Origin of the sequence: Streptomyces wedmorensis (genome assembly GCF_000716445.1) — a bacterium.
In the GTDB taxonomy this organism is placed as follows: Bacteria; Actinomycetota; Actinomycetes; order Streptomycetales; family Streptomycetaceae; genus Streptomyces; species Streptomyces wedmorensis.
The window spans coordinates 191,948-208,268 of the sequence record NZ_JNWK01000004.1 but is presented as its reverse complement, the minus strand read 5'-3'; the positions used below and the strand labels follow the sequence as shown (position 1 = coordinate 208,268).

Below are 16,321 nucleotides of genomic sequence, written 5' to 3'. Positions count from 1 at the left end.
GGAAGAAAAGCCCCTTCCCGATGGATACCCAAAACACTAGCGCGCGCCCGCGCCCCCAGTCCCGTAACGACGGGAAAAACCGCTCCTCCCGGGGTACGGACGGACGCCCTGGCGGCGTCGTCCACGACAACGCCCGCCACACCACCCGCTTCACGGTGGTCGGCAACCACCTGGCCCAGCACGGCGAGCTGTCGCTGACGGCCATCGGACTCGGCGTCCACATCCAGTCCCTGCCGAGCGGCGCACGGGTGGACATCGACAGCCTCGCCGCCCGCTTCCCCGAGGGGAAGACCCGGATCGCCAACGCCCTGCGCGAGCTGGAGGCCCACGGCTATCTGCGGCGCACGCGCGTCCGCACGGACGGGGGCCGCATGGTCACCCGTACGGTCTCCTGCAACCGGCCGGGCCGGACGGCCGGCGGAAACGAGCCGACTCCGCAGCCCCCGTCCCGGCCCAGGCGTACCGGGGAGAACCCACCACGCCGCCGCGCCCTGCCGACGGTCCCGGAGCCGGTGTACCCGACCCCGGATCTCCTGCGAACGGCCCTCGGTGTCCTCTCCGGCCTCCGCCGCACAGACCCCCGACTCCTGGTCTCCGCCACGGACGCGGAACACCTCGTCCCCGGCGTCGCCGCCTGGCTGGAGCGCGACCTCACGCCCGAGGCCGTTCACCGCGCCCTGACCCACGACCTGCCGCCGGACCCCCTCCACCGCCCGGCCGCCTTCCTGGCCCACCGCCTCACGGCCCAGCTCCCACCCCTGCCACCGTTCCGCACCCCGCACGAGGACCCGGCCGTCCGGCACCCCCTCCAGAACTGCGACACCTGCGACCGCGCCTACCGCGCCCCCGAACCGGGAAGCTGCGCCGGCTGCACGCGCAGCCCGTCACACCCCGAGGAACCGCCATGGTCGGGCGCGCAGGGGAGCGCGAGCGCCTGGTAGATGGGCGGAGGAGCGGCCGACCTCATCGAACGCCGACTGTGTCAGAGGACGCTGGCAGGATCACCTCTGTGAACGTCATCCGCACCACCCCGCCACGGCCGTTCGACGTGGCGGCGGTCTTCCCCGAACTGGCCCCGCTGGCACGCACGACGACCCGGCTGCATCCCCGCCCCGGCTCTCCGTCACCGTACGAGAGCTCGATCGGTGGACCGCTGCTGTGGCCTTCCGGGCAACCATGGCTGTACTGCGACAAGTGGCACGAGGGTCCGGTCTCCCCTCTCCTGCCCGTGGCCCAGCTGTACGCGCGCGACGTGCCCCAGCTACGGCCGCCCGGACGGACAGACCTGCTCCAGGTGCTGTGGTGTCCCTCGGAGCACCCACCGGAGTACAAACCTCCGACGAAACTGTTCTGGCGGACCGCCGCCGACGTCACCCAGGTCCTCGCCTCGCCGCCCAAGCCGTCCGACGTGCAGTACGGCTACACGCCGGAGCCGTGTGTGCTCGCACCGGAGCAAGTCACCGAGTACCCCAACTTTCTTGAGTTGAGCAAGGAGTTGCAGGAGCAGCTCAGCGACTGGAGCGCATGGCAGGCGGCCGGCGTCGAGATGGATGATTCCTATGAGGAGGCTCCGGAGGAGTTCTACTCCAACGAGCTGTCCGTCGCCCCCGGATGGAAGGTCGGCGGCTGGCCCCCGTGGGGCCTCACCGATCCCGCCGCCCGGTTCTGCATCAACTGCGGCACCGCGATGAACCCGCTGCTGACCATCGCCTCGTCCGAATGCCGTGACTACAGAAGGAGTTGGGTCCCGTACGAGGACCAAGGCATCGCCGTGCTCGACGACGACCCCGTGTCGAACCCTCCCGGTATCCAGGTCTCCGACGCGAATCATCTGCAGCTCTACATCTGCCGGACGTGTTCCACACACACCGACCTGATCCAGTAGGCCCTCGACAGGGGTACCCCTTTCGTACAGGGGAAAGTCCACCATCCAAGCCAACATGACGAGATCGGACCTTTGTTCGCTGCTCGTGTGAATGGGTGCGTGGAAACATGCGTGAGTGACGGAGAACAGGGACGGGGACGGGGACCGCATATCGGAGCCTCAACGGATGTCGAGGCTTGCGGATCTGGCGGCCGGATCGGTCCCCGGGGCGGCGCCCGAACCGGAGGCGATCGTCATGGCCCCGTCCTCACGGGCCGTGCCGCAGCCAGGGGCCGGGCCTGAACCCGGACCTGTGGACGGCGACGAGGTCGCGGTGGCGCGGCGGGAGTTTGCGCGTTTGCTGGGGGAGTTCCGGCGTACCGCCGTGCTGGTGCCGCACGACGACCACGGGAGTCTGTGGACGGCGGACTTCAACGGGGTCCGGTGGATCTGCGCGTTCTCCCACGAGGAGGCACTGGCGCGGTTCGCGGACGCGCGCGGAGAGTCGGCGCGGGAGTGGACGTACCAGACGATCCTGGGCGCACGGCTGCTCGACGTGATGGTGCCGTTGCTGCCGGGCCCGGGCGGGGTCGCGCTGGACGCGGGAAGCACGGACGGAATGGTCTTCCCGCCGGTGACGGGGATCGTCCCGGACGAGGTCAAGCAGATGCGCTGGGACACCATCCGTGACCAGCACACGTGGGACGGCGCGGACTGGAGCCCGGAGTCGTTCGAGGGCGCCCACCAAGAGGTCAAGCAGACCTGGAAGAACACCACGTACGACGTCGAGGACTCGATGCTCGACGGCTTGGAGCGCTCGGGTGTCATCGACTCGGGGACGCGGGACGGAGCGGACCAGAGACTCAAGGACCTGCTCGATCCGGACCGGGCGACCATCGAGCAGGCCGAACAGCCGCGTTGGGGGGAGAACCGCTGATGGTGGACTTCGGAGGTCTCCTCGACAAGGGCATCGACAAGATCGGTGACGGCATCGACAAGGGCAAGCAGGCCCTCGGCGAGGGCGTCGACTACGTCACCGACAAGACCGGTCAGGGCCTGGAGAGCCTGGGCGCGCGCGACTGGGCGGACGCGGTCGAGGACTGGGGCGACGAGACCGCGTCCTCCCTCGGCGCGCAGGTCGGGGAGCAGCAGCTCGGGCAGACCGAGGAAGCGAACGAGCTGATCCACGGCAAGCCGGAGAAGATCGCCGAGGCGGTGAAGAACCTCCGGGACTTCCAGGCGGCGTTCGACCTCGTCGGCGGCGGGATGAGGAAGCTCGACGCCGCTCACTGGAAGGGCGAGGCGGCCGACGCGTTCCGGGAGAAGTTCTCGACCCTGCCGACCGACTGGCTGCGCGCGGCGGACGCGATGGAGAACGCGGCCAAGGCACTGGAGACGTACTCCAAGGCGGTCGTGAGCGCGCAGGGCAAGGCGCGTGAGGCCATCGCGCTGTACAAGGAGGGCGACCAGGACTCCAAGACGGCGGTCGACACGTACAACAAGAAGGTCGACGCCTACAACGCGGCCCGCACCGGTGACAGTCCACTGCCGGTCCCGGAGCCCTTCTCCGACCCCGGCAAGGCCAAGCGGCAGCGGGCCAAGGAGATCCTCGACGACGCGCGGAAGGCGCGCAACGAGGCCGGGGACACCGCGAAGGCAGCCGTCAGCGCCGCCCTCGCACACGCGCCGAAGGAGCCGACGGGCCGCGAGCGGGCCAAGCTGGAGCTGATGGACTACGGCCTGAGCCAGGGCATCGAACTGGCCCACTTCGGCGGCGGAGTCGTCAAGGGCACGGCAGGTCTCCTCAGCTTCGTCCGCTCGGTCAACCCGGTGGACCCGTACAACCTGACCCACCCGGCGGAGTACTACAAGGGCGTCAACATGACGCTCGCCGGCCTGGTGTCCACGGCGGCCAACCCGGACCGGGCGCTGAAGAACGCCTGGGACGCGGCGAAGGGCGACCCGTCGGAGTTCCTGGGCAGGCTGGTGCCGGAGCTGCTCGGGACGAAGGGCGCGGGGGTGATCCGGGGCGGGCTGCGCGCCGGGATGAAGGACGTCACCAAGCACCTGCCCGACACGAAGAAGCCGGGCGGCAGCCGGGGTGACCAGGAGAAGGACCCGCACACCAACGGCAAGACGTGCGGCCAGACGGCCTGCAAGAACGACCCGATCGACATCGCGACGGGCCGCATGCTGCTGCCCCAGACCGACATCACCCTGCCCGGCTCGCTGCCCCTCGTCTTCCGGCGCACCTTCGACTCCTCACGCCGCTCGGGCCGCTGGTTCGGTCCGGCGTGGTCGTCGACGGTCGACCAACGACTGGAGATCGACTCCGAGGGCGTGGTCTTCAGCTGCGACGAGGGCAGTCTCCTGGCCTATCCGCACCCGGCCCCCGGTGTCCCGGTCATGCCGACCCACGGCCGTCAGTGGCCCCTGGACCGGGTCGAGGACGGCTACACGATCACCGACCCCGACAGCGGCACGGTCCGGCACTTCGTCGACCACAGTCACGACCTCGCGCTCCTGGCCCAGATCGACGACCGCAACGGCCGCTGGATCACCTTCGAGCACGACGCGGCGGGCGCCCCGACGGCGATCGTCCACCACGGCGGCTACCACCTGAAGCTCACGACGGGCGAAGGCCGGGTCACCGCCCTCCACCTCGCGGGCGCGGCGGCGGACGGGTCCGACCAGGAGATCCTGCGGTACGGCTACACCGACGGCCATCTGACCGAGGTGACCAACTCCTCCGGCCGCCCGCTGCGCTTCGGCTGCGACGAACACGGCCGCATCACGTCGTGGACGGACACGAACGGCAGCCGCTACGACTACGTCTACGACGACCGGGACCGCTGCACCTACCAGTCGGGCGCCAACGGCCACCTCGAAGCCACGTTCACCTGGGACGACATCGACCCGGCGACAGGGCTCCGCGTGACCACGTTCACCGACGGCCTGGGGAACACCGAGCGCCACCTGATCAACGACCGTGCGCAGGTCGTCGCGGAGATCGACGCGCTGGGCGCCGTCACGCGCTTCGAGTACGACAGCCGCAACCGACTCCTGTCCCGTACGGACCCGCTGGGGCACGTCAGTCGCTCCGCGTACGACGAGCACGGACGCATGACCGTGGCGGAACGCCCGGACGGACGGCGGGCCCGAGCCGAGTACGACGATCTCGGGTTTCCGATACGCATCGTCGGCACCGACGGCAACGTCACCCACCAGACCTTCGACGAGCGCGGCAACCGCACGTCGGTGACGGACCCCTTGGGCGCCCGGACCGAGTTCGCGTACGACGAGTCGGGCCGTCTCACGTCGGTGACGGACCCGCTCGGCGCCACCACTCACCTGGTTCTGGACAGCCGCGGCCTCCCCTGCGAGGTCACCGATCCGCTGGGTGCCACCACCCGCTACGAGCACGACGCCTTCGGCCGCACGGTCCGGGTCACCGACCCCCTCGGCGCGGTCACACAGCTGGAGTGGACGGTCGAGGGCCGGCCGTCCCGCCGCACCGCCCCCGACGGCACGACGGAGTCCTGGACGTACGACGGTGAAGGCAACTGCCTCAGCCACACCGACGCCATGGGTGCCACGACCCGCTTCACGTACACCGACTTCGACCTGCTGACATCCCGCACGGGCCCGGACAGTGTTCGCTACGAGTTCTCCCACGACACGAACCTGCGGCTGACGCGGGTGACGAACCCGCAGGGCCTGACCTGGGACTACGCCTACGACCCAGCGGGCCGACTGGTCACGGAGACGGACTTCGACGGCCGGGCGCTGAGCTACGGGTACGACGCGGCGGGCGGGCTGAGCTCCCGAGCGAACGGCCTCGGCGAAACCATCCGGTTCGACCGCGACGCCCTGGGCCGGATCGTCCGCAAGAACGCCGAAGGCGCGGTCAGCACGTACGAGTACGACGTCTTCGACCAACTGGCGGCGGCGGCCTGCCCGGACGCGACCCTGCACCGCCTCCGGGACCGCTACGGCCGCCTCGTCTCCGAGACGGTGAACGGCCGTACGCTCTCCTTCACCCACGACGCGGTGGGCCGGCGCACGGGCCGGACGACGCCGGGCGGTTCGACGAGCACGTGGTCGTACGACGCGGCGGGCCGCCGCACGGAACTGACGTCCTCGGGCCGGACGCTCACATTCGCCCACGACGCGGTCGGCCGCGAAACCAGCCGCCGCATCGCGGACTTCGCCGTCCTGACCACGTCTTTCGACCCGATGGGCCGCCTGTCCTCCCAGGAGGTCACCGACGGTACGAGCCGCCGCCTGCAGCACCGCGCGTACACGTACCGCGCGGACGGCGGGCTCGTCGGCATCACCGACGACCTCTCCGGCACGCGCCGCTTCGACCTGGACGGCACGGGACGGGTGACGGCCGTCCACGCCGACGCCTGGACGGAGCGGTACGCCTACGACGAGGCCGGCAACCAGACGGAGGCCTCCTGGCCGTCCACCCACCCGTCCCACTCCACGACGGGCGCCCGCACCTACCGGGGCACCCGCATCACCACCGCGGGCTCCGTCCGCTACGAACACGACGCCCAGGGCCGGACGGTCCTGCGCCAGAAGACCCGCCTCTCCCGCAAACCGGACACGTGGCGCTACGAGTGGGATACGGAAGACCGCCTGACGTCGGTGACGACACCGGACGGCACGATCTGGCGATACTCGTACGACCCCTTGGGCCGCCGAATATCCAAGCAATCCGGCCTAGAAGCAGTCCACTTCACCTGGGACGGCAACACCCTCTGCGAGCAGACGACCGCGGACGTCACCCTCACCTGGGACCACGCCGGCCCACGCCCCCTGTCGCAAACGGAACGCCGCACGGGCCCGGACTCCACCGACGAACGCTTCTTCGCCATCGTCACGGACCTGATCGGCGCCCCGACGGAACTCGTGGACGAATCAGGCGACTTGGCCTGGCGAACCCGTATGTCACTGTGGGGAACGACGACCTGGAACCGGGACGCCACGGCGTACACCCCACTCCGGTTCCCAGGCCAGTACTTCGACCCGGAATCAGGCCTCCACTACAACTACTTCCGCTACTACGACCCGGAATCGGCCCGCTACCTCAGCGGCGACCCCTTGGGCCTGACACCGGACCCGAATCCTGTGTCATACGTCCACAATCCACACACTTGGGGCGATCCGCTGGGATTGGCACCTTGCGAGGACTTCGCACCAGGGAAAACCCTGGGAGACGTCACCAAGGTCAAGGGGTGGGTTCCCGACTCCATCCCCGCAGAGGCGATGGAAGTCCTCCAGGACGTGAGGAAGTACAATTTGGGATGGTGGGGTGGACCCGGTTTCCACGGCCCGAAATGGTGGACGGAGCCCTTCGGGAACGACGGAAGGAATAACGGTCATAAACTCCCCACACACGAACCATCAGGAAAACCCATCACCTACACGGAGTACGGCACTTACCCCTCGCCGGACAATCCTGAACCAGGCGGAGAACGCTGGGTATTCGGCAGCGACGGGTCTTCCTACTACACTCCGACCCACTATCAGACGTACATCGTCGGAGAAAGTCCCAGGTGGGCCGAATAATGATTGAAGACTCCTCCGCCATCCATATCTCCCCCTGGCTGCATATCGTCACGCCGGGTGCCGGCGTTCCCCTTGGAGAGCTCCTCCCCAGGTCGGGAAGCGTTTACGTGGCATACCTGGACGGCCGAGAGATGACCGACGAGGTAGCGACGTTTCAAGAATTCCAGGAGGCGTTGAAGTTCCCAGATTATTTCGGCTGGAACTGGAATGCATTCCACGACTGCCTCCGCGACCTCCAATGGCTTTCGTCAGATCATCACGTACTGATCGTCGAATCGGCCGAACACGCGCTCTCCGAGGACGAGCCCGCCCGCAAGGAGCTTCTCTCATCTTTGTGGAACGCCGGTCGAAGGTGGTCCTACGTGAAACGCCCCGAGGGCGTAACTCTCACCAGGCTTTCCATCGTCCTGTCGACCGCCGAAGATTCCTTGCTCGACCTCTCCCACTACTTTCAGGAATTCGACGAGCATTAGGCCCATCGGGCACCTGACCGGCTTCCCGGAAGGGGAAGAGGTGCCGCGCGTCGATGGCGCGACGCTCGCACGGCATGCGAGGGGCCCGGAACCGTCATCGGTTCCGGGCCCCTCGGCACATGCCGGTGCTGCTGCTTACCGCGCCGCGTCCGGGTGGACCGCGTCCGTGATGTCGGTGGTCTTCTTCTCGACCGGCTTGCGGAGCTGGATGTTCAGCTCGCGCAGGCGGGACTCGTCGAGCTCGGTGGGGGCGCCCATGAGGAGGTCCTGGGCGTTGCCGTTGAGGGGGAAGGCGATGGTCTCGCGGATGTTGGGCTCGTCGGCGAGGAGCATGACGATGCGGTCGACGCCGGGGGCGATGCCGCCGTGCGGCGGGGCGCCGTACTCGAAGGCGCGGAGCATGCCGGCGAACTCGGACTCGACGGTCTCGCGGCTGTAGCCGGCGATCTCGAAGGCCTTGAACATGATCTCGGGCTCGTGGTTCCGGATGGCGCCGGAGGAGAGCTCGATGCCGTTGCAGACGATGTCGTACTGCCAGCCGAGGACGTCCAGCGGGTCCTGGGTCTCCAGGGCCTCCAGGCCGCCCTGCGGCATGGAGAACGGGTTGTGCGAGAAGTCGATCTTGCCGGTCTCCTCGTCCCGCTCGTACATCGGGAAGTCGACGATCCACGCGAAGCGGAAGACGTTCTCCTCGAACTGGCCGGCGCGCTTGGCGGCCTCGACCCGGACGGGGCCCATGATCTTGGAGACCTCGTCGAACTCGCCGGCGCCGAAGAAGACGGCGTGGCCCGCGGCGAGGCCGAGGCGCTCGGTGAGGACCTTGACGTTCTCCTCGGTGAGGAACTTGGCGATGGGGCCGGTGAGGGCGCCCTCGTCGCCGACGCGGACCCAGGCGAGGCCCTTGGCGCCGAGGGAGACGGCGAAGTCGCCGAGGCCGTCGAAGAACTTGCGGGGCTGGTCGCCGGTGTTCGGGACGGCCAGGGCGCGGACGTGCTTGCCGGCGAAGGCCTTGAACTCGGAGTTCTCGAAGACGTCGGTGATGTCGACGAGTTCGAGGTCGGTGCGCAGGTCGGGCTTGTCGTTGCCGTACTTGAGCATCGACTCGCGGAACGGGATCCGCGGGAACGGCGAGGTGACGTGGCGGCCGCCGCCGAACTCCTCGAAGAGCTCGGTCATGAGCTTCTCGATGGGCTGGAAGACGTCCTCCTGCTCGACGAACGACATCTCGACGTCGAGCTGGTAGAACTCGCCCGGCGAGCGGTCGGCGCGGGCGTCCTCGTCGCGGAAGCAGGGCGCGATCTGGAAGTACCGGTCGAAGCCGGAGATCATCAGCAGCTGCTTGAACTGCTGGGGCGCCTGCGGGAGCGCGTAGAACTTGCCCGGGTTCAGGCGGGACGGGACGACGAAGTCGCGGGCGCCCTCGGGGGAGGTCGCGGCGAGGATCGGGGTCGCCATCTCGTTGAAGCCGAGGGCCACCATCTTGGAGCGGATGGAGGCGATGACGGCGGAGCGCAGCATGATGTTGCGGTGCATGCGCTCGCGGCGCAGGTCGAGGAAGCGGTACTCCAGACGCCGCTCCTCGTTGACGCCGTCGTCGGTGTTGATGGTGAAGGGGATCTGCTTGGCGGCGCCCAGGACCTCGACCGTGGCGGCCTCGATCTCGATCTCGCCGGTCGACAGCTCGGGGTTGACGTTGTCCGCGCCGCGGGAGACGACCTTGCCGTCCACGCGGACGACGGTCTCCTTGGTCAGCTTGTCGAGGACCTCGGCGGCGGCGGTGCCGGGGCGGGCGACGAGCTGCGTGATGCCGTAGTGGTCGCGCAGATCGATGAAGAGGATGCCGCCCAGGTCGCGCCGATTGTGCAGCCAGCCGCTCAGCCGGACGTCGGTGCCGACGTCAGAGGCGCGGAGCTCGCCGCAGGTGTGGGACCTGTACCGATGCATCGTCGTTCATCCAGTCTTCGGGATCTCGGGTGAGGGGCCGCCGCCCTGTGGCCCCTGTCACGGATGTCACAGGACACGAGGGCAGACCCACCCAGAGTACCGGCCGGGCCGAGATCGGAATTCGAATACTCTCGGTGGCGACCTGGTGTCCGATATTCATAAAGTGGGGCAATGCGCACCGAGGACGTCCTGGCCGCGATCGCGACCGGCCTGTGGCGCTGGGACAACGCGTCCGGGATCGTCACTCTCGACGGTGAGGCAGCCCGGCTGCTCGGGCTGCCCGCGGCGCCGGTGCGGCTCTCCGAGGCGGCCGTGCGGTCGCGTTTTCACCCGGTCGACTGGAACGAGATCGACGGGGTGGTGAACCTCGCGGTCGCGGAGGGCACGCTCGCCGAGGCGCGGCTGCGGATCATGGACGAGCACGGACGGGTGATCCGTACCGTGCGGAGCAGGTCGAAGCCGCTGATCGAGGGGAACGACTACCAGCTGGTCGGCACGCTCCAGGAGGTCGCCGAGCAGTTGCCGGGCACCGCCGCGCGGACGCCCATCACGGGTGACTGGCGCCGGTCGCGGGAGGCGTTTCTGCTCGACGCGGGCCGGGCGCTGGCCGAGGCGCGGTCGACGGCCGAGGTGTTGCGGGTGGCGGCCTCGCTGTCGATGCCGGGTTTCTCGCCGGACGGGCTCGCGGTGTTCGGCGTGGCGGGCGAACGGCTGACGGTCATCGGGCACCACGGGCACAGCGAGGGCGACGAGGGACCGTTCACGTCGATGTCGCTGGGCACGGACTATCCGGCGGCGGAGGTCGTACGGACGGGGCGGGCGATCTATCTGCCGACGCCGGACGAGTACCTGCGCCGGTTCCCCATGACGTGGCCGCTGGCGCAGCGCTTCGGGCGCCGTTCCTGGGCGTTCGTGCCGCTGGTGGTGGCCGGGCGCACGATGGGCGCGTGGATGGCGGCCTTCAAGCATCCGGTGGCGTTCACGCCCGATGAGCGTTCGGTGCTGACGACGGTGGCGCGGATGCTGGCGCAGGCCCTCGCACGCGCGGGCGTGGCCGAGTCGGAGCGCGAGCTGTCGCTCGGTCTCCAGCGGACGATGATGCCGGTCCTGGGGCCGGGGATCCCGGGCATCCAGGTGGCCGCGCGGTACGTGCCGACGGGCGGCGGGCTCCAGGTCGGCGGCGACTGGTACGACATGATCCGGCTGCCCGGCGGCACCTCCCGCACGGGCGGGCGCGGCGCGGGGCGGATCGCGCTGGTCATCGGCGACGTACAGGGGCACGACGTGCGGGCGGCGGGCCTGATGGGGCAGCTGCGGATCGCCCTGCGCGCGTACGCCTCCGAGGGGCACCGTCCGGACGCGGTCCTGTCGCGGGCCTCGCGGTTCCTGTACGGGATCACGGACGGGGACGACGCGGCGGAGAACGGGGGCCCGCGGTTCGCGACCTGTCTGTACCTGGAGGTCGACCTGGAGACGGGGACGGTCGACATCGCCCGGGCGGGGCATCCGGATCCGGCGGTACGGATGAACGACGGAACGGTCCTGCTGAGACCGACGGCCGGCGGCCTGCCCCTCGGCATCGACCCCGACACCGACTACCCCACGACCCGGCTCACCCTGGACCCCGGCGAGACCCTGATGATCTGCACCGACGGGCTCCTGGAGACCGGCGGCCACGACCTGGACTCGGGCTGGGAGCGGGTCAGGGCGCTGCTGGAGTCCCATGACGGCGAGGACCTGGAGCACCTCGCCGACACCCTCGTGGAGGCCGTCCACGGGCCCGGCTCGCACCACACGACGGGCCCGCTCGCCGACCGCCGCGAGGACGACATCGCGGTGCTGCTGCTGTCCCGCAGGCCCGCGGGCCCGGTGGTGGAGGCCCCGCGCCGCACCCTGATGACGATCGCGCAGGCGGAGCCGGAGCGGATCGCCGAGGCGCGCGAGCAGCTGCGGCAGCTGCTGCACGACTGGGAGGACGAGGACCAGCTGGACTCGGCGGTCCTGATGGTCTCCGAGATGGTCACCAACGTCCTCGTCCACACGGACGGCGACGCGCTCCTGGTCGCCGAGGTCGCCTGCACCGAGAAGTCCCGCCGGCTGCGGGTCGAGGTCTCCGACACCAGCGACGAGCTGCCGCACAAGCGCCACCCCGGCGAGATGGCGTCCAGCGGCCGTGGCCTGGTCCTCATGGAGATGCTGGCGCACGCGTGGGGCGTCGACCCGCGCGGCGAGGGCAAGGCCATCTGGTTCGAACTGAACGAGCCCCCGACGGCCAACGGCTGCTGCGGCTAGGGCCTGTCCGGCCCTGATCCGCCGGACAGGCCTTAGGGCCTCCCTCGCGCGAGACCCCGCCGCACAGGGCCTCCCCCGCGAGACCCCCGGTCCCACCGGGCCTCCCACGGGCGGGGGCTCCCCGCCGGCCCGCGGGCCCCGTTCGCCGCGCGCCCCACGCGACCGCGTCGCAGACTGGACGAGTACGGCCGCCGGGGGGACCACGGAGCTTGCCATGGACACCCACAAGGTCGGGAGCGACACCACCGTCCTGGCCGACAGCCTCGAAATACCCGGGATCGGGCACATCCCCGTCAACGCGTACGTCCTCACCGCCACCGAACCCGTCGTCGTCGACACCGGGCTCTCGATAGCCGACCGGAACTTCGTCAACACGCTCGGCTCGGTCATCGACCCCGCCGACGTCCTCTGGATCTGGCTCACCCACCCCGACCGCGACCACACCGGCGGCATCTTCGACCTGCTCGTGGCCGCGCCCCGGGCGAAGGTCGTCACCACCTTCATCGGCGCCGGGATCATGACGACGGAACGCGCGCTGCCGATGGACCGGTTGTACTTCCTCAACCCCGGTCAGTCCCTCGACGTCGGCGACCGCATGCTGCACGCGTTCCGGCCGCCGCTCTTCGACAACCCCGCCACGGTCGGCTTCTACGACGAGAAGACCAGGATCTGCTTCTCCTCGGACTGCTTCGGCGGGCCGATGCCGACCGCCGAGCTGGCGGAGAGCGGGCACGCGAACGACCTCAAGCCGGAGGAGCTGCGGCAGGCGCAGCTGCTGTGGGCCACCTTGGACAGCCCGTGGGTGCACGTGGTCGACCCGGACAAGTTCCGGGCGACGATCGACCCGCTACGGGACATGGCGCCCGAGATCGTGCTGTCCACGCATCTGCCGCCGGCGGTACGGATGACGGCCTCGATGACCGACACGATCTCGATGGCCCCGGACGCGGACCCGTTCATCGGTCCCGACCAGGCGGCCCTCGAACAGATGCTCGCGTCCTTCGAGCCGGGCGGACTGCCGGCGGCGACCTGAGTGCTCCAGGCGTGCCGGGCGACCGCAGGGCGCGGCACCCGGAGGGGCGCCCTCCTGCGGGACGGCGACGGGCGGTTCCCGGCCGTGCTCAAGCCCCGCTGAGCAGCCCGCCGGGTGGCTGCCCGGCGTCCGGCTTCGGCGGCGGTGGGGCTCCGTACCGCGTCCGCAGCTCGCCGAGGACTCCCGTCGCGGCCGCCGTCAGCGGTACGGCGAGCAGCATGCCCAGGATGCCCGCGACGGACGCCCCGGCGGTGATCGCCAGCATCACCGCGGCCGGGTGCATCTGCACGGTCCGGCTCTGCACCATCGGCTGGAGGATGTAGCCCTCGATCATCTGGACGGCCAGGACGACGCCGAGCACCCACAGCGCGATGGCGAAACCCCGGTCGGCGAGCGCGACGAGGACGGCGACCGCACCGGAGAGGAACGCGCCGAGGTACGGGATGTAGGCGGTGACGAAGACGAGCGCGGCGAGCCCCACCGCGCCGGGGACGTCGAGGACGACGAGTCCGAGGCCGATGAGGACGGCGTCGACGAGGGCGACGAAGGTCGTCCCGCGCATGAAGCCCTCGACGGCCTCGAAGGCGCGGCGCGCCATGGCCTCGACGAGGTCGCCGGTGGCGCGGGGTGCGAGGGAGCGCAGGGCGCCGGCGGCCCGGTCGGAGTCGCGCAGGAAGAAGAAGATCAGCACCAGGGCGAGGGCGGCTGTGGCGAGCATCCCGCCGACGACGCTGAGGCCCGTGAGCACACCGGTCGCGGCGGTTCCGCCGAACTCCTTCAGGAGGCCCTCGGCGTTCGCGGCGAGGTCGTCGAGGGAGGTTCCGGCCGGGCCGAGGTGCTCGGCGATGTCGGTGGCGGCCTGCCGGAGGGAGGTGATGATCTGGTCGCCGGTCTCGATGAGCGCGGCGACGACGATGTACGTGGCTCCGCCGACGACCGCGAGGACGGCGACGACGGTGAGCGCGGCGGCGAACGACTTCCGGACCTTCATCGCCAGCAGGCGCCGGTAGAGGGGCCCGAGGAGCGCGGTGCCGAGGATCGCGAGGAGGACGGGGGTGACCACCGTCTCGAAGACGACGCAGATCCAGATCCCGAGGGCCGCGACCCCGGCCCCGAGCAGCAGGACGACACACCAGGCGGCGAAGCGACGGGCGGGTTCGGGGAGGAGCGGCGCTCTGGTCGTCTGCACCCGTCCACCGGACCACGCCCGTCGGCGTGTCGTCGCGCGCTGACGGCCGTATGAGTGACACTCCGTCAGCAGCCGTCGGCCTCGCGGCGCGTACGCCCGAGGGCGCCCGAACTCGCGGCGCATACGCCCGGCGGCACTACGCCGCACCGCGCGCGCCCGGCCGGCGCGTACCCCCGGCCGGCACGTACCCCGGCCGGCGCACACCCCGCCGGCGCCTACGGCCGGCCGGCCCGAACCGGCCGGCCCCTACGCACTCGGCCGGCCCGAAGCCGGCCGACCCCCCGTGCGTCCCGTCACTCGCCCATGCCGTGGACCGCCGGGATGGTGCCGAGGCGACCGGCCTGGAAGTCCTCGAAGGCCTGGCGGAGTTCGTCCTGGGTGTTCATGACGAACGGGCCGTAGTGGGCCATGGGTTCGCGGATGGGCTGCCCGCCGAGGAGGACGACCTCCAGGTCGGGGGTGTGGCCGTCCTGCTTCTCGTCGGCGCGGACGGTGAGGGCGCCGCCCTTGCCGAAGACGGCGGTCTGGCCCATGTGGACGGGCCGCTGATCGGCGCCGACGGTGCCGCGGCCGGCGAGGACGTAGGCGAGGCCGTTGAAGTCCTCGCGCCACGGCAGGTTGATCTCGGCGCCGGGGCGGAGGGTGGCGTGGATCATCGTGATCGGGGTGTGGGTGATGCCGGGACCCTCGTGGCCGTCGAGCTCGCCGGCGATGACGCGGAGCAGCGCGCCGCCGTCGGGGGAGGTGAGCAGCTGGACCTGGCGGCCGCGGATGTCCTGGTAGCGGGGGGCCATCATCTTGTCGGCGGCGGGGAGGTTCACCCAGAGCTGGAGGCCGTGGAAGAGGCCGCCGCTGACGACGAGGGACTCCGGCGGGGCCTCGATGTGGAGGAGGCCTTGACCTGCGGTCATCCACTGGGTGTCGCCGTTGGTGATGGTGCCGCCGCCGCCGTTGGAGTCCTGGTGGTCGAAGGTTCCGTCGATGATGTAGGTGACGGTCTCGAAGCCGCGGTGGGGGTGCCAGGGCGTGCCCTTGGGCTCGCCGGGGGCGTACTCCACCTCACCCATCTGGTCCATCATGATGAACGGGTCGAGGTACCGGTAGTTGATGCCGGCGAAGGCCCGGCGGACCGGGAAGCCCTCGCCCTCGAACCCCTGGGGGGCCGTGGTGACGGCGAGCACGGGGCGGGCGACGGCGTCGGACGGGGCGACGACGCGCGGCAGGGTGAGCGGGTTCTCGACAGTCACTGCGGGCATGACCGGACCTCCTAGGTGCGACCTTGTACGTCCACTTTAGTTGAACACTGAACTTCTTGCCACCCGGAACGCGGAACGCCCGGAAGGAATTCCTCCCGGGCGCTCCCCGACATCTCCTCGAGCCTCGGTCAGCCGTACATCCGCCGCATGGCGAAGTCGACCATCTGCTCCACGGCCTTCGCGTCGAAGACCATGCGGTGGTCGCCCTCCATGTCGAGGACGAAGCCGTAGCCGGTCGGCAGCAGGTCGATCACCTCGGCCCCGGTGATCACGAAGTACTTCGACTCCTTGCCCGCGTACCGCCGCAGCTCCTTGAGCGAGGTGAACATCGGGATGACCGGCTGCTGGGTGTTGTGCAGGGCCAGGAAGCCGGGGTTGTCGCCGCGGGGGCAGTAGACCTTCGACGTGGCGAAGATCTGCTGGAAGTCCTCCGGCGCGAGCGTGCCCGTCGTGAAGGCCCGCACGGCGTCCGCGAGCGAGGGCGGCGACGGCTCCGGATAGAGCGGCGCCTGCTGCTGCCCGTACCCGCCGGCCTGCATGCCGGCCTGCATGCCGCCCTGCGGCGCGTACTGCCCCTGCTGGGGCGGCGCGTACTGCTGCTGGGCACCCGGATTCTGCTCATAGCCGTACATGGGGCCAAGCCTATCGAGCCGGGCCGCGCGCGCCGCCCGATGGGCCGGATCGACGTCACGG

10 protein-coding genes and 1 pseudogene are annotated in these 16,321 nt (G+C 70.2%); 7 read left to right on the top strand and 4 right to left on the bottom strand.

The window, feature by feature from the left end; translation table 11 throughout:
• The first annotated feature begins 20 nt into the window (after nt 1–20).
• The 5 genes and pseudogenes from OO54_RS04450 to OO54_RS42240 all read left to right on the top strand — a co-directional run bounded on the left by OO54_RS04450 (nt 21) and on the right by OO54_RS42240 (nt 7,914).
• A complete protein-coding gene (locus OO54_RS04450; protein ID WP_078905035.1) occupies nt 21–941 on the top strand; it encodes a helix-turn-helix domain-containing protein in 921 nt (306 codons plus the stop codon).
• A gap of 68 nt (nt 942–1,009) precedes the next feature.
• Nucleotides 1,010–1,885 carry a hypothetical protein gene (locus tag OO54_RS04445; protein WP_033201523.1) on the top strand — a complete coding sequence of 292 codons (876 nt, stop codon included), beginning with the start codon at nt 1,010–1,012 and terminating at the stop codon, nt 1,883–1,885.
• Between the two features lie 166 nt (nt 1,886–2,051).
• Nucleotides 2,052–2,525, top strand: a pseudogene (locus tag OO54_RS47090) (SseB family protein); the annotation flags it as partial.
• Nucleotides 2,526–2,800: 275 nt separating this feature from the next.
• Nucleotides 2,801–7,441 (top strand): putative T7SS-secreted protein, encoded by a 4,641-nt coding sequence (locus OO54_RS04435; RefSeq protein WP_033201522.1) that lies wholly within the window; start codon nt 2,801–2,803, stop codon nt 7,439–7,441.
• Nucleotides 7,441–7,914 carry a barstar family protein gene (locus tag OO54_RS42240; RefSeq protein WP_051786695.1) on the top strand — a complete coding sequence of 158 codons (474 nt, stop codon included), beginning with the start codon at nt 7,441–7,443 and terminating at the stop codon, nt 7,912–7,914. Before OO54_RS04435 ends, OO54_RS42240 begins: the two co-directional genes overlap by 1 nt.
• A gap of 135 nt (nt 7,915–8,049) precedes the next feature.
• Here the strand turns inward: OO54_RS42240 and aspS are convergent, their stop codons facing one another.
• Complete coding sequence (gene aspS / locus OO54_RS04425; RefSeq protein ID WP_033201521.1) at nt 8,050–9,858, bottom strand: aspartate--tRNA ligase; 1,809 nt, start codon at nt 9,856–9,858, stop codon at nt 8,050–8,052.
• Nucleotides 9,859–10,029: 171 nt separating this feature from the next.
• On the opposite strand from aspS, the gene OO54_RS04420 reads away from it, so the two are divergent.
• Together OO54_RS04420 and OO54_RS04415 are read left to right on the top strand one after the other, a co-directional pair.
• Complete coding sequence (locus OO54_RS04420) at nt 10,030–12,150, top strand: ATP-binding SpoIIE family protein phosphatase (RefSeq protein ID WP_033201520.1); 2,121 nt, start codon at nt 10,030–10,032, stop codon at nt 12,148–12,150.
• 214 nt (nt 12,151–12,364) lie between these two features.
• Nucleotides 12,365–13,183: an oxygen-binding di-iron domain-containing protein gene (locus OO54_RS04415; protein ID WP_033201519.1), complete on the top strand. Its 819-nt coding sequence runs from the start codon at nt 12,365–12,367 to the stop codon at nt 13,181–13,183.
• 88 nt (nt 13,184–13,271) lie between these two features.
• On the opposite strand, the gene OO54_RS04410 is transcribed toward OO54_RS04415, so the two are convergent.
• From OO54_RS04410 to OO54_RS04400, 3 genes are all read right to left on the bottom strand, one after another.
• Nucleotides 13,272–14,372 carry an AI-2E family transporter gene (locus OO54_RS04410; RefSeq protein ID WP_033201518.1) on the bottom strand — a complete coding sequence of 367 codons (1,101 nt, stop codon included), beginning with the start codon at nt 14,370–14,372 and terminating at the stop codon, nt 13,272–13,274.
• A 293-nt stretch (nt 14,373–14,665) separates the two neighbouring features.
• Nucleotides 14,666–15,628, bottom strand: coding sequence for a pirin family protein (locus tag OO54_RS04405; protein ID WP_033201517.1), 963 nt, complete (start codon nt 15,626–15,628; stop codon nt 14,666–14,668).
• 128 nt (nt 15,629–15,756) lie between these two features.
• Nucleotides 15,757–16,260 carry an SseB family protein gene (locus OO54_RS04400; RefSeq protein ID WP_033201516.1) on the bottom strand — a complete coding sequence of 168 codons (504 nt, stop codon included), beginning with the start codon at nt 16,258–16,260 and terminating at the stop codon, nt 15,757–15,759.
• Between the last annotated feature and the right edge of the window lie 61 nt (nt 16,261–16,321).

Excerpts from the sequence above, each read along its gene's own strand:
- OO54_RS04450 (WP_078905035.1), top strand. The coding sequence starts at position 21 with ATGGATACCCAAAACACTAGCGCGCGCCCGCGCCCCCAGTCCCGTAAC.
- OO54_RS04415 (WP_033201519.1), top strand. The coding sequence starts at position 12,365 with ATGGACACCCACAAGGTCGGGAGCGACACCACCGTCCTGGCCGACAGC.
- OO54_RS04420 (WP_033201520.1), top strand. The coding sequence starts at position 10,030 with ATGCGCACCGAGGACGTCCTGGCCGCGATCGCGACCGGCCTGTGGCGC.
- OO54_RS42240 (WP_051786695.1), top strand. The coding sequence starts at position 7,441 with ATGATTGAAGACTCCTCCGCCATCCATATCTCCCCCTGGCTGCATATC.
- OO54_RS04405 (WP_033201517.1), bottom strand. The coding sequence starts at position 15,628 with ATGCCCGCAGTGACTGTCGAGAACCCGCTCACCCTGCCGCGCGTCGTC.
- aspS (WP_033201521.1), bottom strand. The coding sequence starts at position 9,858 with ATGCATCGGTACAGGTCCCACACCTGCGGCGAGCTCCGCGCCTCTGAC.
- OO54_RS04400 (WP_033201516.1), bottom strand. The coding sequence starts at position 16,260 with ATGTACGGCTATGAGCAGAATCCGGGTGCCCAGCAGCAGTACGCGCCG.
- OO54_RS04435 (WP_033201522.1), top strand. The coding sequence starts at position 2,801 with ATGGTGGACTTCGGAGGTCTCCTCGACAAGGGCATCGACAAGATCGGT.